The organism is Sphaerisporangium aureirubrum, from assembly GCF_042658925.1.
GTDB classification, from domain to species: domain Bacteria; phylum Actinomycetota; class Actinomycetes; order Streptosporangiales; family Streptosporangiaceae; genus Sphaerisporangium; species Sphaerisporangium aureirubrum.
Window position 1 is genome coordinate 37,392 of sequence record NZ_JBHSRF010000064.1, and the last position, 17,353, is coordinate 54,744.

At 70.6% G+C, this 17,353-nt stretch carries 12 protein-coding genes; 4 read left to right on the forward strand and 8 right to left on the reverse strand.

The window, feature by feature from the left end; all coding sequences use genetic code 11:
* Window positions 1-696 precede the first annotated feature (696 nt).
* The 4 genes from ACFP1K_RS30570 to ACFP1K_RS30585 form a co-directional block, all read right to left on the reverse strand.
* Window positions 697-1,131, reverse strand: a complete 435-nt coding sequence (locus ACFP1K_RS30570; RefSeq protein ID WP_380759788.1) for a hypothetical protein — start codon at window positions 1,129-1,131, stop codon at window positions 697-699.
* Window positions 1,132-1,147: 16 nt separating this feature from the next.
* On the reverse strand, window positions 1,148-3,847 hold the full coding sequence (locus tag ACFP1K_RS30575; RefSeq protein WP_380759790.1) for a PEP/pyruvate-binding domain-containing protein: 2,700 nt from the start codon (window positions 3,845-3,847) through the stop codon (window positions 1,148-1,150).
* 142 nt (window positions 3,848-3,989) lie between these two features.
* Window positions 3,990-5,360 (reverse strand): sensor histidine kinase, encoded by a 1,371-nt coding sequence (locus ACFP1K_RS30580; protein WP_380759792.1) that lies wholly within the window; start codon window positions 5,358-5,360, stop codon window positions 3,990-3,992.
* The gene (locus tag ACFP1K_RS30585; RefSeq protein ID WP_380759795.1) at window positions 5,350-6,603 is read right to left on the reverse strand and encodes a sensor histidine kinase; all 1,254 of its coding nucleotides are present in this window, start codon (window positions 6,601-6,603) and stop codon (window positions 5,350-5,352) included. Before ACFP1K_RS30585 ends, ACFP1K_RS30580 begins: the two co-directional genes overlap by 11 nt.
* A 170-nt stretch (window positions 6,604-6,773) precedes the next feature.
* Here ACFP1K_RS30585 and ACFP1K_RS30590 point away from each other — a divergent pair, with 170 nt between their 5' ends.
* Window positions 6,774-9,644, forward strand: coding sequence for a helix-turn-helix transcriptional regulator (locus ACFP1K_RS30590; RefSeq protein WP_380759797.1), 2,871 nt, complete (start codon window positions 6,774-6,776; stop codon window positions 9,642-9,644).
* Window positions 9,645-9,666: 22 nt separating this feature from the next.
* Here ACFP1K_RS30590 and ACFP1K_RS30595 read toward each other — a convergent pair whose 3' ends face one another.
* Together ACFP1K_RS30595 and ACFP1K_RS30600 are read right to left on the reverse strand one after the other, a co-directional pair.
* The gene (locus ACFP1K_RS30595) at window positions 9,667-10,386 is read right to left on the reverse strand and encodes an SDR family oxidoreductase (RefSeq protein ID WP_380759799.1); all 720 of its coding nucleotides are present in this window, start codon (window positions 10,384-10,386) and stop codon (window positions 9,667-9,669) included.
* 78 nt (window positions 10,387-10,464) lie between these two features.
* Window positions 10,465-11,106 (reverse strand): VC0807 family protein, encoded by a 642-nt coding sequence (locus ACFP1K_RS30600; RefSeq protein ID WP_380759801.1) that lies wholly within the window; start codon window positions 11,104-11,106, stop codon window positions 10,465-10,467.
* Window positions 11,107-11,381: 275 nt separating this feature from the next.
* Here ACFP1K_RS30600 and ACFP1K_RS30605 point away from each other — a divergent pair, with 275 nt between their 5' ends.
* A complete protein-coding gene (locus tag ACFP1K_RS30605; protein WP_380759803.1) occupies window positions 11,382-11,738 on the forward strand; it encodes a luciferase domain-containing protein in 357 nt (118 codons plus the stop codon).
* On the opposite strand, the gene leuE is transcribed toward ACFP1K_RS30605, so the two are convergent.
* The gene (gene leuE, locus ACFP1K_RS30610; RefSeq protein ID WP_380759805.1) at window positions 11,725-12,369 is read right to left on the reverse strand and encodes a leucine efflux protein LeuE; all 645 of its coding nucleotides are present in this window, start codon (window positions 12,367-12,369) and stop codon (window positions 11,725-11,727) included. The genes ACFP1K_RS30605 and leuE overlap by 14 nt on opposite strands.
* Window positions 12,370-12,724: 355 nt before the next feature.
* Here leuE and ACFP1K_RS30615 point away from each other — a divergent pair, with 355 nt between their 5' ends.
* Both ACFP1K_RS30615 and ACFP1K_RS30620 read left to right on the forward strand, forming a co-directional pair.
* Complete coding sequence (locus ACFP1K_RS30615) at window positions 12,725-14,281, forward strand: cellulose binding domain-containing protein (RefSeq protein ID WP_380759807.1); 1,557 nt, start codon at window positions 12,725-12,727, stop codon at window positions 14,279-14,281.
* 227 nt (window positions 14,282-14,508) lie between these two features.
* Window positions 14,509-15,759, forward strand: coding sequence for a hypothetical protein (locus ACFP1K_RS30620; RefSeq protein WP_380759809.1), 1,251 nt, complete (start codon window positions 14,509-14,511; stop codon window positions 15,757-15,759).
* Here the strand turns inward: ACFP1K_RS30620 and ACFP1K_RS30625 are convergent, their stop codons facing one another.
* On the reverse strand, window positions 15,760-16,809 hold the full coding sequence (locus ACFP1K_RS30625; protein WP_380759811.1) for an AI-2E family transporter: 1,050 nt from the start codon (window positions 16,807-16,809) through the stop codon (window positions 15,760-15,762).
* Window positions 16,810-17,353 lie beyond the last annotated feature (544 nt).

The window sequence follows — 17,353 nt, forward strand, 5'->3', positions numbered from 1 at the left end:
CCCGTCTGTGCCACCCGTCCGCCCCGTCGCTCCGTGCCGTCCGTGCCGCTCGCCCACCCCGTCCGTCCGTGCCACCCCCCGCCTCTCAGCCCTCCCCGGGGCGGGCCCAGTTCTCCCGTCCACCACGGTCTCCCTCTCCCGGCGCCGGTACGGCGGGACGTGGTGTGGTGAATCCGGCGCCGCCGTACGGCGGGATACCCGCCATGGGCTGCCAGGACCGGGGAAAGTTGACGTCAAGGGGCTAAAACGTCAACACCTTCTCGGGCTGGGGTAGATGGGACCCACCCGTTGTCGGTTCCACCCATGTCGACCATGGCCCACCCGATTCCCGGGCTATCCATCACCGCACGTGGACGCCACCCCCCCCTGAGCGGGCGCGGGTGAGGGTGGGCGCCTGGAGGGGCCGGGCGCCTGTGGGTGCCCACGGGGGCGGATGACTGCGGGGGTGGATGACTGCGGGGGCGACGACTGCGGGGGCGACGACTGCGGGGGCGACGACTGCGGGGGCGGACGACTACGGGGGCGGACGACTACGGGGGCGGACGACTACGGGGGCGACGCCCCGCTAGGGGGCGCCCGCCCACGTCCCCCTTAGAGGGGGCGTTTGAACCGGCGCCGGTACGGTGGGACGTGGTGCGGTGAATCCGGCGCCGCCGTACGGCGGTTCACCTTCGGGGGCGCCATGTGACAGGGCGCTCAGGGGGCGAGGCAGCCGGTGCGGCCGGCTATTTCCACGTTGGGGTGGTCGGCGCGGAGGGTCACGGTGAAGGTGATGCCGAGGGAGGTCTTCTCCAGGACGCTCACGTTCACGCCGAAGCGGGCGCCGGGGCCCTCACCTTCCTGGTAGCCCATGCGCTGGAACTCGGTGGCCAGGGCGGAGGTGACCGCGGCGGAGGTCGCCGCGCCGTCCGGGCCGAGGTCGCCGGTGATGGTGTAGGCGGCTCGCCGTTCCCCGGCGGGGCACCCGGTGGCGTCCTCGGTGGCGCGGGCGTTCTTGCCGGTCAGGGCGATGCGGCTGAGCGTCGTGCCGTCCTCACGCAGGATGCGTGCGGTGTCGGCGAAGCCGAGCCCGGAGGCGCACCCCGCCGCAGTGACCACGAGCACGAGCACGCCCGCCCCGACCCCTCGCATCCCCACACTTTACCGATCAATCCCCACGATCCGCCGGAACCGCGCCGCCCGCCGGTTCCGGCGCGGCCGGGCCGGGGAGCAGGACCGCGCCGGAGGTGCCGTCCACGGTGATCTCCTGGCCGGTGACGATGCGGGAGACCGCGTCCGCGACGCCCACCACGGCGGGGATGCCGTACTCGCGGGCCACCACGGCGCCGTGCGAGTTGGCGCCGCCCATCTCCATCACCAGGCCCCCGGCGGTGAGGAACAACGGCGTCCAGCCGGGGTCGGTGGACGGCGCGACCAGGATCTCCCCGGGAGCCAGATGCGCACCCACGGGATCCAGCACCACGCGAGCGATGCCGGTGACCGACCCCGGCGAGGCGGGGGTACCGGTCAGCGTCCCGTCGTCCGCCCGCACAGCGGAGGCCACAGCCTCGGGCTCGGTACCGTCGGACAGCAGGATCCGCGGGATGTGCCTGCGCCGCGACTCGCGGGCGTACTCGGCCCGCCGTTCCCGCACCAGCTCACGCCGGTCGCCCCCGCGGAGCGCCGCGCGGGCCTCCGCCAGGCTCAGCATGAAGACGTCCTCCGCCTCCTCCAGCACGCCACCCGCCACCAGCTCGTCGCCGACCGCGCGCAACTGCGCCCGGACCTCGGCCAGCGTGACGATCAGGTAGTTCTTCGGCATCTCGCGGTACCCGGCCAGCTGCCGGGTCCGCCCCAGCGCGAACCGGACGATCCTCCCGCGCACCCCGCCCGCCCGCCGGCCGAGCTCCTCGACCATCGCCTCGGCCTCCCGGGCCCCTCGCTCGAACAACGCGTCCGGCGCCATCGCGGGATCGTCCAGCCGCAGGTAGTTGGCCAGCACGCCGAGCACGTGCGCCGGATCGTCCGACCAGCGCGGCACGCCCACGTCGATCTCCGCGACCGCCCGATGCCCGTACAGGGCGAGGAATCCGTCGAGCTCCTCCCGCAGCACCGCGGGCAGCGAGTCCGGACGGGGCAGGTCCGGCCCGCTCAGCGCCCGCGCGGACGCCTCGTCGGCCCGGATCCGGGTGGCCGCGTGCCACAGCGCCATGTCCATCTCGGTGGTGACGTTGTGCGGAAGCCCCCGCAGCACGGTCTGCAGCTCACCCGGCCTGGACCGTCCGCGCAGCAGGCGCGCCGCCAGCCCGAACATCAGGAACCCCGCCGCGGGCCCGGGGAAGATGAACGGCGCCATGGGAACGAGCCCCGCCAGCGCCCGCTCCACGTGATCCAGCCGCCCCGCCCCGCTGAGGTCCGCGGGCGCCGCCAGCAGCTCGCTCAGCTGCTCGCCCACCTGGGCGATGCGCGTCCGCGCCCGGTCCGGACGGGCCAGTGCCTGGACGACGCGCACCGGGATCCGGTACCGGCGCGCCAGCTGGAACAGCCTGCGCATCGCCGGCAACGGCGAGGAGTGCGTGATGGCGAGCCGCGGGTCGTCGAACAGCCCGCGCACCACGACGGCCGACCGGGCCTCCATCACGTCGAACACCCTCGGCATCACCTGACGCCCCACCCGGCTCCGCATGATGCCCGTCACGTCGCCGAAGACGCGCATCCCGGCGGAGATCACCGGGTCGGTGGGCGGCCGCACGCCGTACAGCCGGCGGGCCCCGGCGGCCAGCGCCTGGAAGACCGAGACGCCCATCGGCGTCATCGGCCGGTGCAGGCCCTGGGCGAGGCTGAAGCAGAAGTACACCCGCAGCCCGTCCACCCCCGGCCGGGTCGGCAGCGGGTACAGCGTGGTGATGGGCCGCGCCTGGGTGAGCCAGAGGGCGCCGTCCTCGTCGATCGCCCACTCGGTGTCCTGCGGCGCGCCGTAGTGCGCCTCGACCCGGCCGCCGAGCTCGGCCAGCGCGGCCACCTGGTCGTCGGTGACGCACGGCTCGTCGGTCCCCGTCCCCTGGACCCGCTCGACCCCGCCGCCGGGCAGCGGGCGCACCGCCACGGCCTTGTCACCGGGGCGGCGGGTGGTGATCCGCCCCTCCGGGCTCACCACGAAGTGGTCGGGATTGACCGCGCCGGACACCACGGCCTCGCCGAGGCCGGGGGCGGCGTCGATCACCGTCTCGCGGCGGCGTCCGGTCACCGGGTTGGCGGTGAACATCACGCCGGCGACCCGCGCGGGCACCATCTCCTGGATCACCACGGCCAGCCGGACGGCGCCGTGGTCGATGTCGTTGGCGGCGCGGTAGGCCACGGCGCGGTCGGTCCACAGCGAGGCCCAGCAGCGGCGCACCGCGTCCAGCACGGCCTCGGGGCCGGTGACGTTCAGGTAGGTGTCCTGCTGCCCGGCGAAGCTGGCGTCCGGCAGGTCCTCGGCGGTGGCCGACGACCGTACGGCCACCGGCCCGCGGGCCGCGCCGCGCGCTGCCTCGGCGATGTCGTCCGGCACCGGCGCGGCGAGCATCAGGGCGCGGGCGCGACCGGCCTGCTCGGCCAGCGCGGCGGTGTCGCCGGGCGCGATGGCGGCCAGCGCGGCGAGCACGTCCTCAAGCCCGGCGGCGTCCGCCACCCGCCCGTACGCCTCGGTGGTGAGGCAGCACCCGGACGGGACGGGCAGGCCCGCGCGGGTGAGAACGCCGAGGTTGGCCGCCTTGCCCCCGACCAGCGGCAGCATGTCGGCGGTGACGTCCCGCAGGCTCAGCACGAGGGGGCCGGTGAGCTCGGCGAGGCCGGTGTCGCGGCGGTCGCTCTGGGACTTGGGCATGTCCGTCTCCTTGCGGCGTGCGGGGGGAGGTGCACGCGGCCTCCCGGCATGCTTCTGCTGCCGGTGTATGACTCCACCATAAACTCATCAAGTGATGAAATCAACGCTGTATGAAATGCCGGCGCACGACCGGACGCCCTGACTAGGAGTCCACCGGAAGGCGGAGGACGAAGCGGGCACCCCGGTCGCTGTCCTGGATGGTCAGCGCGCCGCCGTGGCTTTCGGCGATCTGCCGGGCGATGGGGAGGCCGAGGCCGATCCCTCCGGCGCCTCTGCTGCGGGCGGTGTCCAGGCGGGTGAAGCGCCGGAACACCGTCTCCCGCTGGTCGGCGGCGATTCCGCTGCCGTCGTCCAGGACCTCGAGTTCGGCGAAGCCCCCGGGGAATCCCTGGCCGGCGGCCGGGGCGAGCCGGAGTGTGACCGTGACGGTGGAGGAGGCGTATCGCTGGGCGTTCTGGAGCAGATTGCAGACCAACTGACGCAGGCGTGCCCCGTCGCCTGTGATGATCACTCCTGGTGCCAGATCGCGGACGACCTTCCTGTTCAGCTGATGACTGCTCAGCTCCATGGCGATGAGCCCGGTCAGGTCGACCTGCTCACGCTCACCCGGTGTGCCGGCGTCCAGCCGAGTGAGGGTGAGCAGGTCGGATGCGATGGACTGCAGCCGCTCCACGCTCGGGAGCACGTCGTCGCACAGTCTGATCAGGTCGACGTCGTCGGATGCCAGCAGGGCGACCTCGATCTGGGTGCGGATGGCGGTGAGAGGGGTGCGCAACTCGTGGGAGGCGTCGGAGCAGAACCGCCGTTGTTGCTCGATCGCGTCCTCCAGCCGCTCCAGCGTCTCGTTGACGCTCCGTGCCAGGCGGTGGATCTCGTCCCTGGGCGCGGGGATCGGGACCCGGTGACTCAGGTCGGTGCCCCGGATGTGGTCGAGCCGGGCCCGGATGGCGTCCACGGGTCTGAGCGACCTGGTCACGGTGTGCCGCGCCCCGTAGGCGACCGCGATCATGAAGATGACCGTGCCCGCGACCAGGATGGCCGCCACACCCGGATAGACGAAGATCGGCAGCGTCGGCGCGGCGCTGTAGACCGTCCAATCGCCGTTGCGATACACCTGCTGGGCGACGACGATGTGGCAGGCGCCGGACGGGAAGACGGAATCGCAGATGACGGCACTGGCCACACGCCTGGGGCTTTTCGGCGTGAAATGCGCTATGACCGGCCGGTGTTGCAGATCGCTGGTCGCGGCCACCACCTGTCCGCGCGGGTCGACCACCTGGACGGGGCGGGTCAGGTCCCGCGAGATGGGCGGAAGCGGATTGACGAGCTCTCCGCGGTCCACGTAATAGGCGGTCAACTCGCCCACCGCGGTCACTTCCCTGGTGAGGTTCTGGGTCGCCACCCTGTTGATGGCGAACGTCAGGACGATGGAGAACACGATGCAGAGCAGCCCCACCGCCGTGCCGGTGAACAGCGCCAGGCGGGCTCGGATCGAACAATGCTCAAGCCTCATGACGCCCCTCTCCGTGTGGCAGGACCCGGGGGAGGCGTAGGACGAAACGCGCTCCACCGGTGGCGCTCTCCTCGACGCTCAGGGTGCCGTGATGCGCGTGAGCGATGTCCCGGGCGATGGCCAGGCCGAGCCCGGTGCCGTTGCGGTCGAGCCGGCGGGCGTCGTCCAATCGGATGAGACGCTGGAACACCCGCTCCCGGTCGGCCTCCGCGATTCCCTTCCCGTCATCGCTGACCGCGAGTTCGACCGCGGCACGGGTGGCGCGCACCTCGACGGACACCAGGCGCGTGGCGTGCCTCTGGGCGTTGTCCAGGAGGTTGGCGAGCACCCGGCCGATCTGGGACGGCACGGCGGTGACGGTGGTGCCGGGGGTGAGGTGGAGCCGGACGGGGAGCCGGTCCGTACGTTGCGCCACCTCGACCTCGACGAGGGCCGCGAGATCGAGTCGCCGCGGTTCGACGGGCGGGCGGGCACGCACGCGGGCAAGGCTCAGTATGTCCTCGGTGATCATCTCAAGCCGCTCCACCTGGTTCAGCGTGGTTCCGAGCAGTTCGGACAGCCGGGCCCGCCTCGGATCCTGTTGTGCCACTTCCAGTTGCACCCGCAGTCCCGTGATGGGGGTGCGTAGTTCGTGGGAGACGTCCGAGGCGAACTGCCATTGGCGGTGCGCGATCTCCGCACGTTCTTCCTGGGCCTTGTGCAGGCGCCCCAGGACCGTGTTGATCGTCCGGCACAGACGGGTGATCTCTCGCGCCTTTCCCGGTTCCGAGACGCGGGCGGCCGGGTCGCCGAAATCGATCCTGGAGAGTTCGGCGCGCACCGCGTCCACGGGGCGCAGCACCCGGCCGGTCAGCGTCCAGGTGACCCACGCGCTCAGGGCGACCAGCTCGGCGGTCTCGATCGCCACGATCAGCCGGAGAGAGCCGGGCCACGCGAGGACCGGCAGCGGTTGCCGCGAGCCGGCGGCCACCCGGGACCCGGCCGCGAGGGTGACCGCGTGCGGCAGCGCGTGGGGGATGGTCCCGGACCGGGCCAGGAGATAGATCCCCGCCCCCCGGGTGAGGAAGGTGAGGGCGATCACGGCGGCGGCCAGCAGGGTGATCTGACCTTGGACCGAGTACGGCGCGCACCGTTTTCCGCGGGCCAGCAGGAGAGTGAGGCCTTTGGCGACGATCATCCACGTGAGCAGGGTGAACAGAGGCCAGAGGAGCAGCACCGGCCATTCACTCGGAACGTCCACCATCGTCGTCCTTTCGAGAGAGACGGGGAACGGCTCCGAGCATGAACCGCGAGGAAGGGTGGCGTATCGCACATCTGTGTAACTTTGGGGTCCCGCGTCCGGGACACGTGATCTGCGGTCTGACCTGCTAGGACTGTTTGCGGGAAGGTGCGCGGCGGGTGTCTTATGGACCCATGGGGTACGAATCCCACGATGTCCTGGAAGCGGCGGGTGGGCTCGAGCCCCGGGGGTCGTCGTGGCCTGGCTGGCGGGGCCGTGCCGGGGAGTGGAAGCTCATCTCCGGGCTGCTCCGGGCGGCGCGGGTCGGCAGGGGCGGCGTCCTCCTGGTCAGGGGCCGGTCGGGCGTCGGAAAGAGCCGCATGCTCGACGTGGCCGCCGCCGCCGCGGCGAGGCTGGGCTTCCGGGTGGTCCGCGGCTACGCGGACGTGCTGACCCAGATGATGCCGCTGGCCCCGCTGACGTCGGCGCTCGGAGAATCCGGCCGCACTCTTCCCACGGACGAGGACGCGGCTGTTCCCGGCCCGGCCGATCAGCGATTGTTGTTGCTGGTGAGCCTGCAGGAACAGCTGGAGGCGATGTCGGCTCACGGGCCTGTGCTCGTCACGCTGGACGATCTGCACTGGTCCGACCAGATGACTCTGCTGGCCCTGCGGTCACTGACGAGAGATCTCGCCTCCACCCCGGTCGTCTGGATGCTGGCGGGCAGGAGCGGCGGCGACGCCACTCCTTGCCTCGACCACCTGTTCGATCTTCTGGAACGCGACGGCGCGGCGCGGGTCATGCTGGATGCCCTGGACGAGGGAGCGGTGGCCGAGGTGGTCACCGATGTCCTTGGGGCGGTACCCGAGCCAGGCGTGCTGGCCCTGGCCGGGGTGGCGGATGCCAATCCCTTCTCGCTCGTCGACCTCATGGAGAAACTCAAGAGCGAGGGCGGGTTCCAGGTCGCCGACGGTGGCGCGCGGTTGATTCCGGCGCGGCTGCCACAGGCTCAGGAGGTCACACGAGGGCGTCTGAACGAGCTGTCCGCCCCAACCAGGCATCTGCTCCAGGTCGCCGGAGTCCTGGGCCGCTCGCTCCCGGTGAAGGATCTGGCCGAGATGCTCGGCGAATCGACGGGCGAGCTGTTGCCGATGCTGGAGGAGGCGATATCGGCGGGGATCGTCGAATGCACCGGGCAGGATCTGGCCTTCCGGCACGACCTCCTGTGGGAGGCGGTGACGGGAACGCTGCCTCCCGCCGTGCGGCGGGCCCTGCACCAGGAGGCGGGGGAGATGCTGCTCAAACGAGGCGGGTCGGCGGTTCCCGCCGCCACGCACCTCATTCGCAGCGCCGGCCGCGGTGACGCGCGCGCACTGCTCGGACTGGACCGGGCGGCGCGGGAGGTGCTGCGGTCCTCACCCCAGACCGCCGCCGATCTCGCCAAGCGTGCGCTCGAGCTGACCGAGCCCGCCGACCCCGCCTGGGCCGGTCGCGCGGCCGTCGCGGTCGACGCCCTGACGGCCACGGGGCGGCTGCCGGAGGCGGCCGGCCTCGCTCGCTCCGCACTCGGAAGGGCCTCGTTCGCACCGGCGCCTCGACTGCGCTGCGCCCTGGCGTACATCATGCTGCTGAGCGGACGTCCGGCGGACGCGCTGTCGGAGGCCGAGGGCCTGCTCGCGCGGCAGGACATGCCCGATGACCTGCGTGGCACCGCCGAATGGGTGGTGTTCTGGGGGCTCATCTCACTCAACGACCTGAGGAAGGGACGGCCGCGGGCGCAGGCCGTTCTCGCCGGCCGTGAACGGCACTCCGATGCCGCCGTCGTCGGGGCTCTCCTGCTGCTCGCCCGGTGCGCCATGGTCGACGGGCGGGTCGCGGACTCGTTCGCGCACCTCCAGGAAGCCCTGCGGATCGCGGACAGCGGCACCGTCGAAGTCATCCAGCGCCCGTACACGCGCCTGCTGCTGAGCCTCAACTGCCGGTGCGTGTGTCAGCTGGAAGCGGCCGACATGGCCATCCAGGTCGCCCAGCAGGAGATCGAGACCCTCGGGGTGACCGTGCTCGCCGCACAACCCTCGTTGTTCCGCGCCCGGGTGAAACTGGCCGCCGGCCGATACGACGACGCCGCGGCCGAGGCCCAGGCCGGGATGATGATCGCCGACGACATGGGCACCGAGGGGTTCATCCGCGTCGGGCTGTCGATACTCGCCTACATCGCCGTGCGGCGCGGCGACCTCGAGGCCGCGGTCCGGCACATCGAGAGGTACCTGTCCCAGCCCGGCACACCCGGAATGCTGTTCGGATCGGCGTGGGAGAAGTGGGTGGAGGCGGTGGTCGCCGAGGCCCAGGACGATCCCGGACGGGCGATGGACATTCTCGAACCCACGTACGCCGACGCCGAGAAACAACGCTGGACACTCATCACCGTCCCCCTCACGGCCGCCTGGCTGACCCGGCTGGCGCTGGCCACGGCGAACCTCCCGTACGCGCGGGCCATCGTCGAGACGGCCGAGTACCTTGAACGAATCAACCCCGCGTATCCCATCTTCGCCGCCGTGGCCGCGCACGCCCGCGGGCTTCTCCACCGGGACCCCGCCGCGCTCGCCTTCGCCGCCACCAATCACCCTCAACCGTGGGAGAGCGCCTCGGCTGCCGAAGACCTCGGGGTCGTACTGGCCACCACCACGTCTGGCACCTCCGCCACCCGGGAGCAGGCCATCACCAGCCTTGACCGGGCGCTCGACTGCTACCAGCGCATCGGCGCGCTCCGGGACGCGGCACGTGTGCGAGCGAGGCTGCGCGCATTGGGCGTGCGGCGCCGCCACTGGGTCCAGCCACAGCATCCGGCCTCCGGCTGGGACAGCCTCACCGACACGGAACGCGCGGTGGCGAAGCTGATCGCCGGAGGATTGACCAACCGCCAGGCCGCCGCGCGGATGTTCCTGTCCCCGCACACGATCTCGACGCATCTTCGCCGGATCTTCGCCAAGCTCGACATCGCGTCTCGCGCCGAACTGGCCCGCATCTTCGCGGAAGAGCGTTCGGACCCGTTGCCGAGGTCGTAGCCCGCCGCGAGACACCGGCCGGTCAGCTCATGGTACGGCCGCCGTTGACCACGAGGCGCTGCCCGGTGACGAACCGCGCGCCGGGCGAGGCGAGGTAGGCGACGGCCTCGGCCACGTCCATCGGCGTGCCCAGGTGGCCGAGCGGCACCTCCCCCCGGTAGTCCTCGGTGTCCATGCCCTCGTGGCGCTCCACCGGGATCCAGCCGGGGGCGACGATGTTGACGGTGATGCCGAGCGGCCCGAGCTCACGGGCCCACGTGCGGGTGAGGCCGTTCATCGCGGCCTTGGCGGATACGTAGTGGCCGAACTCGAGATTGCCGATGTCGGTCACCTCACTGCCGATGTTGACGATCCGGCCGGTGCCCGCGGCCCGCATGCCGGGGAGCACGGCGTGCAGGAGCAGCAGCGGGGCCTTGACGAAGAACCGCAGCTGGTCGAGGTGGTCCTCCCAGGTCTGCTTCTCCAGCGGGATCAGCGGCTGCGGGCCGGTGGCGTTGTTGACCACCACCTCGATCGGGCCGAGCTCGTCCCGGATCTCCGCGACGCCGCGCCGCACTTCCTCCTCGTCGGTCACGTCGAAGCGGGCCACGCGCGCCGCGGCGCCGATGCGCCCGGCCACGGCCGCCGCGTTGGCGCCGTCGCCGGCGTGGTTGACGGCGACCTTCCATCCGTCGGCGGCCAGGCGCTCGGCGATGACGGGGCCGATGCCGCGTGACGCGCCGGTGACGAGCGCGCATCCCATGGTGAACTGTCCTCTCCGCGGGGGGAAATGCCCCAATACTGGCCCATTTCGCGGAGATCGCCCAGACTCGGGCGCGGGCTAGGCGGCGGGAAGGGCCGCAGGCTCGTGCAGGCGGCCCAGCACCCGGCGGAAGGTGTAGATCGACACGGCCACCGCGAGACCGCTGATGCCGGCGACCACCGAGGTGCGCACCAGCAGGTAGGTGCCGATCGACTGGTGGAGCAGCAGGTAGATGCTGACCGTGGAATTGGCCAGCAGCACGAACGCCCAGAGCAGCGTGATACGGGCGAAGAACCGCCGGACCCGCTCGTGCTTGAGCACGGTCGACGGCAAATGAATGTAATCAAGGGTGAGCTTCTGCACCAGCGGGCGGTTCAGCCGTACCGAGGCCAGGAACGCCATGCTGATGCATATGGTGCCGAGCTCGGGCTGGAGGAAATAGACGACGGCGCTGCCGGTCCACCAGCCGAGGGCGGCCCGCGCGGTGATGGCGATGGCCGCCAGCACCATCGTGCCGGGCACCGGGCGGCGGCGGATCAGCCGCCAGGCCACGCCCGCGTACACCCAGGTGACGGCGGCGATGAGGGCGCCGTCCAGGCCGAGGACGGCGAGGGCGGCGTAGAACACGGCGAGCGGAGCGACGACGCCTTCGAGGAGCCGGGGCACGGCCTGCCTTAGCAGCGCGGTGATCCGCGGGAGTTTGACCGAAGGGGTGCTCATGCTTCTCCCAGGAACAGCGGAAAACCGACGCTAGAGCTTCGGCGCCTACCCTGCGAGCGGATTGCCAAAAGTGGGGCGAAATACCAATCTGATCTCATTCGTGACACCCCACGCCCGGAACTCGGATGCTCGGCGCATGTGAAGGATAACGGCGGTGATGAGTGATCAATAGCGTGACCTGCGAGAACGCTGACCCTTCTGTGCCGGTTGAACATCCAATAACGGTTCGGAAACGAGGGGTTTCCGGATAGGGAGCGTACCGGGACCATGAAGATATGGCAGTGCTCTCACGCACGGGTCGATCGGCCGCGTGCGTGGCCGACGTCGCCGTCCAGCTCGCGCGCTGGCCCGACCTCGTGGTGAGCCATACCCGTAACGTCGTCAGGTTCCGCACCATGGGCCGGGAGATCATTCGCATGCCCGGCGACCACACGGCGGAACTACTGCTGACCACCCCCGTGATCGACCGCTGGGCACGCGTCCTCGCCGGGTCGCACCGCGTCACCCAGGGGCACGCCGCCGGCTGGGTCAGGGTCGAGATCGAGGATCAGACCGACGCCGACATGTTCCTGTCGCTGGTCAGCGTGGCGCTGAAGGTCAACGGGGAGACGCCGCCGGTCAGCCCAGGCTAGTGGTGGCCAGCTTGGCGCCGAAGCCGAGGAACACCGCGCCCACGCCCGAGGTCAGCCCGGCCGACAGCCTCCGGCGCCGCCGGAACTGGTTGGCCAGGTGGACGCCGGTGAAGATCAGGGTGGACAGGTAGAGCAGGCTGAAGAGCTGGCAGATCGCGCCGAGGATCAGGAACGACAGCACGGGCGCGCCGTACGCCGGATCCACGAACTGCACGAAGAACGAGACGAAGAACAGGATCGCCTTCGGGTTCAGCAGGCTGACCGTCAGCGCCTTGCGGAACGGGTCGGACAGATCCTCCGGGACCGGCGCGGCGCCGTCCGCCGCGTCCCGCCGCGACCGCCACGCCGCGCGGATCATGGACAGGCCGATCCACGCCAGGTAGCCGGCCCCCGCGTACTTGACCACGCTGAACAGCAGCGGGGTGGAGCGCAGCAGCGAGGCGACCCCGGCCGCGGACATCGCCATCAGGACCGTGTCGCCGATGAACACTCCACCGGCCGCCCGGTACCCGGCGCGCACCCCGCGCCGCGCGCCGACCGAGAGGACGAACAGGGAGTTCGGGCCGGGCAACAGGATGATCAGGAAAGCGCCGACGGTGTACGCCCAGATGTTGGTGATGCCGAAGAACATGTGCCGCCCTGACTTCCCGTTCAGTTACGGCCATCACCATATATCCGGTATGTCGGACCGATTCCACCGCGTCCCATCCTTGGGTGCCACCGGTCGTCCGTCCTTGTAGTCCGGTCTCTGGCAGAAAGTCCTGCCTCGGGGAAAAGTGCCGAGTTTGGGTCTTGTGGAGGGGTTGGGGCGGGGCTACGATCGGCGCAACTCTTAGGAAACTTTCCTAAAAGAAATGCCCATCGCGCGACGGCATCGGCCACATCCGTACGAGTTCACCTCGACCCTCCTCCGGCCGCCACAGGCCGGCACCCCCCATCGCCGGTACACGCACGCCTCCGGCCGTACCGGCCCCCGAGGAGCTTTCATGCGGTTCATCCGACTGTGCGTCGCGGCCATGGTCGCCGCGGCCGCCGTACTCGTCATGACGGTCACGCCCGCCCAGGCCGCCTCGGCCACCGCCGTCTTCACCAAGCCCCAGGACTGGGGCACCGGCTTCGAGGGCAAGTACACGATCACCAACGGCACCACCACCACGCTGAACGGCTGGAGTGTGGCGTTCGACCTGCCGTCGGGCTACGCGGTCACCACCGCCTGGGACGCGGTGATGAGCAGGAGCGGCCAGCGCTTCACCTTCACCAACCCGAGCTGGGCCCCCACCCTCGCCCCCGGCGCCAGCACAAGCTTCGGCTTCAACGGCAGCCCCGGCAACTTCGGCACCCCGCAGAACTGCACCCTGAACGGCGCCCCCTGCTCGGGCGGCACGACCACCCCCGGCGCGCCAGGCACCCCCGGCACGCCCACGGTCACCGCCACCGGCAACTCGTCGATCTCCCTGTCCTGGACCGCGTCCAGCGGCACGGTCACCGGCTACCGGGTGTACGAGGGGACCGCGCTGCGCGCCACGGTGACCGGCACCTCGGCCACCATCGGCTCGCTCGGCACCTGCACCACCCACACCTACACCGTCCGCGGCTACAACTCGATCGGCGAGTCCGGCGCCAGCGGCTCCGTCACCGGCACCACCACCGGCTGCACCAACCCGCAGCCCGGCGGCAAGGGCGCGCCGTACCTGTACCTCGGCTGGGGCAACCCGCCGAGCCCCGCGACGGTGATGAACGCGACCGGCGTCAAGTGGTTCACCATGGCGTTCATCCTGTCCGGCGGCGGCTGCACCCCGGCGTGGGACGGCCAGCGCCCGCTCCAGGGCGGCGCGGACGCCACGGCCATCGCGCAGATCAAGGCGGCGGGCGGCGACATCGTGCCGTCGTTCGGCGGGTGGAGCGGCAACAAGCTCGGGCCGAACTGCTCGACCCCGCAGGCTCTGGCCGCCGCGTACCAGCAGGTCATCAGCGCCTACAACCTGAAGATGATCGACATCGACATCGAGAACACCGACGAGTTCGAGAACGAGGCGGTGCAGGACCGCATCCTCAACGCCCTGAAGATCGTCAAGCAGAACAACCCGAGCATCAAGACGATCATCACGTTCGGCACCAGCACGACCGGCCCGAGCTGGTGGGGCACCCGCCTGATCAACCAGTCCGCCGCGCTCGGCGCCAACATCGACGTCTTCACGATCATGCCGTTCGACTTCGGCGGCGGCGCCAACATGTACCAGAGCACGGTCAACGCCTCCGAGGGCCTGAAGAACGCGCTGAAGACCGCCTTCGGCTGGTCCGACGCCACGGCCTACGCCCACATGGGCATATCCGGCATGAACGGCCTGTCGGACCAGCAGGAGCTCACCAGCCCGGCGACCTGGACCCAGATCCGGGACTGGGCCAAGGCGAGGGGCCTGGCCCGGCTCGCGTTCTGGTCGGTCAACCGCGACCGCGGCTGCCCGGGCGGCGGCGTGCAGGCGGCGTGCAGCGGCATCGCGCAGAACGACTGGCAGTTCACCTCGATCACCGCGGGCTTCTAGCCCGCTCCCGAACACCGCGGGCCTCCGGCGTCGATCCGCTGGGGGCCCGCGGTCCGTACGGCCCGCACGCCTTCGCCCCCCCACGGGGCGTGCGGGCCGTACACACTCCCGTGAAGTCCACCAAAGGCCTCAAAAAGGTTCTTTGACGGACCAATTCTGGATAGATAGTGGCAATCTTGGAGGCCGAGTGGTCGGTTTGGCCTGGCGTCCGGCAGGCTAGGACCGTCATGGACAACGCAATCCTCACGGGGGCCCTCCTCGTCACCGGTGTCGTGCTCGCCCTTCTCGCCCAGTGGAAGGGCTGGAAGCCGTCGCTGACCGTCGCGCTGGCGGTCGGCATCGGCTTCCGCGTGGCCGTCATGATCCTCGCTGTGATCAGCACCTGGCAGCCGGTCGACTTCGTCAACAGCTTCAAACCGGCCGGCGAGGCGATCCTCGCCCACAAGGACCCCGTGCTGGAGAGCAACGGCGGGTGGCACTTCCTGCCGACGATCCCGTACATCTACGGGCTGCTGCTCTGGCTGAACATCCCCTGGGAGATCGCCGGGCGCCTCGTCACCGTGGTCGCCGACATCATCCTGATCCCGCTGGTCGGCAAGCTCGCCGGCGGCAAGGACGCCAAGCTGCGCGCCTTCCAGTACGCCTGCAACCCGCTGGCGCTGCTCGTCGCGTCCATCCACGGGCAGGTCGAGCCGGTCTCCCTGGCCTTCGGCGTCGCGGCCTTCGTCGTCGCCCGCAACGCCAGGACCTCCCGGCCCGTGCGCAACGCCATCCTCGCGGGGCTGCTCATGGGGCTCGCGCTGTGCGCCAAGAGCTGGCCCATCTGGCTGGTCCCCGGCATGCTGCTGTTCCTGCCCGACCTGCGCTCCCGCCTGTACGGCCTGTTCGCCACCGGGGTGCCGCCGCTGTTCTTCCTCGTCACCCTCCCCATCGGCGCGGGCACCTCACTGGCCCAGCTGCCCGAGGTCATCAAGACCATCGGGGACGTGCGCCCGATCATCGGCGAATGGGGCTGGACGGCCATCGCCGTCGACGGCAACTGGACACTGGACGCCGACCTCGCCCGGTACGGCCAATGGATGATCTACGGCAGCCTGCTGCTCATCGGCATCCTGTGGCGCCGCGCCGACCCCATCGACCTCACCACCGCGCTGCTGCTGATGTTCATGGTGGTCACCCCGCGGCTCGGCGCGCAGTACCTGCTGTGGTTCATGCCGTTCCTGGTCGCACGGCCCACCCGGCTCGCCTGGGCCGCGATCATCGGGACGAGCGCGTGGGCGGCGGTCGGCTATCTGTACCTGACACAGTTCGACCCATCCACCTGGGCACGGCTGCACTCACCTTGGGCGATGAGCTCCATCGTGCTGCTGCCCATCCTGCTCGCCGCGCTGCCCTGGGGCGGACGGCGGACGGGCGGCGTGGTCGAGGAGCGCGTCGGCGACCACTCGCGCCCGGCGGTGGGCGCCTCCGCCACCTGATCACCCCGATGGCCGTGTCTCGGGGACGTCCCCCGAGACCAGCGCCGCCGACCACTTGGCGTCCGGGTCGCTGTCGATGAGCAGCGCCCGGACCAGCAGCGTGAGCGGGATGGCGAGCAGCGCGCCGAGCGGCCCGAGCACGGTCGCCCAGATGATCAGCGACACCAGTGTCACCGTCGTGGTCAGCCCCACCGCGTCGCCGAGGAACTTCGGCTGGATGAACGACTGCACCACCACATTGATCACCATGTAGGCCACGATCACCAGGATCATCGTCCGCACCCCGCCGGTCAGCAGCCCGAGCAGGGCGGGCGGCACCAGGCCGATCAGGAAGCCGATGTTGGGGATGTAGTTCGTGATCAGCGCCAGCACGCCCCAGAGCAACGGCAGCGGCACACCGAGGAAGAAGAGCGCGGTCACGTCAAGGACCGAGCAGATCACCCCGAAGATCGTGGACACCAGCAGGTAACGCCGGGTCCGGTGCGCGAAGGTGCCGAGCGCCGCCGCGAACGCGGGCCGCTCCACCGCGGCCGCCGCCAGCACCCGGGTCACGATCGGCGCGTCCAGGGTCATCGCCAGCAGCAGCACCACGATGAGCAGCAGGCTGGACACCACCCCGAGCACGCTGGCCAGCAACCCTTGGGCGAACTCGAAGATCTTGCCGGGGTCCAGCGACTGGATCGCCTTGTTCACCTGCGGCGCCAGCCCGTGCTCCGCCGCCAGCCGCTGCGCGTCCGCGACCAGCCGGTTGAACTGCGGCGCGTAGCTCGGCGCGAGCACCGCCATCTGCACCACCGCGGCCGTGAGGATGCCCACCATCCCGAGCAGCACCACGAGGACCGCCGCGAACGGCACCGCGACCACCAGCCAGTGCGGCGCCCGCCGGCGCACGAGCCAGTCCCGGATCGGGGACACGGCGACCGTGAGCACCAGCGCGAGGAGCAACGGCCCCGCGATGGACGCCACCTCCTTGATCCCGGCCAGGACCACGATGGCGGCCGCTCCGGTGAGCAGAATGACCAGTGCTCGGGGTAGCGCTCGTTCGTTCACACCGGGCCTCGCTCGGATCGGGAGCCTCACTGGACGTGTCAGCCTGTTGTACTGCCGGCGCCCGGTCCGCAGGAAGGGCCTGCCCGATCATGCCGGTATTGGATCGAGGACCGTCCGGACCCTGCTAATCTTTTCCTGTCGGCAACCGCCCGGCCATCTCCCCTGATCACCACCGCAAGGTGGACGACGCACGGGTACGGCCGGGGTCGGGGTTCGACACACCCCGTGAAGATCTACCCGGTTCGACTTGCTCTGCATGTTAGAGTCGGGTAAGTTCGCAGGGTTGCTCTACTTCAGGGCGACCCACATGCTAGCGGGGTCGCCGGAGTGGAAGTCAAGTGTGGGCCCAGTGCCCGATTTGCTTCACATCCGGCACCGTGGTTAGGCTTGTGAATACGAAATCTGACCGCCCCGGACGGGGTTCGGGCCTTCGGGTCTGAATCGCGACGGTGTACGCGTCCGTTTCTTGAGAACTCAACAGTGTGCTAAAAGCCAGTGCATGAATATGCATGAACCCCGTCCCCTGGCTTGCCCGTGTTCTGCG

Coding starts and splice junctions, on each gene's coding strand:
- ACFP1K_RS30615 (WP_380759807.1), top strand. CDS start 12,725: ATGCGGTTCATCCGACTGTGCGTCGCGGCCATGGTCGCCGCGGCCGCC.
- ACFP1K_RS30620 (WP_380759809.1), top strand. CDS start 14,509: ATGGACAACGCAATCCTCACGGGGGCCCTCCTCGTCACCGGTGTCGTG.
- ACFP1K_RS30600 (WP_380759801.1), bottom strand. CDS start 11,106: ATGAGCACCCCTTCGGTCAAACTCCCGCGGATCACCGCGCTGCTAAGG.
- ACFP1K_RS30585 (WP_380759795.1), bottom strand. CDS start 6,603: ATGGTGGACGTTCCGAGTGAATGGCCGGTGCTGCTCCTCTGGCCTCTG.
- ACFP1K_RS30570 (WP_380759788.1), bottom strand. CDS start 1,131: ATGCGAGGGGTCGGGGCGGGCGTGCTCGTGCTCGTGGTCACTGCGGCG.
- ACFP1K_RS30595 (WP_380759799.1), bottom strand. CDS start 10,386: ATGGGATGCGCGCTCGTCACCGGCGCGTCACGCGGCATCGGCCCCGTC.
- ACFP1K_RS30590 (WP_380759797.1), top strand. CDS start 6,774: ATGGGGTACGAATCCCACGATGTCCTGGAAGCGGCGGGTGGGCTCGAG.
- leuE (WP_380759805.1), bottom strand. CDS start 12,369: ATGTTCTTCGGCATCACCAACATCTGGGCGTACACCGTCGGCGCTTTC.
- ACFP1K_RS30575 (WP_380759790.1), bottom strand. CDS start 3,847: ATGCCCAAGTCCCAGAGCGACCGCCGCGACACCGGCCTCGCCGAGCTC.
- ACFP1K_RS30580 (WP_380759792.1), bottom strand. CDS start 5,360: ATGAGGCTTGAGCATTGTTCGATCCGAGCCCGCCTGGCGCTGTTCACC.
- ACFP1K_RS30605 (WP_380759803.1), top strand. CDS start 11,382: ATGGCAGTGCTCTCACGCACGGGTCGATCGGCCGCGTGCGTGGCCGAC.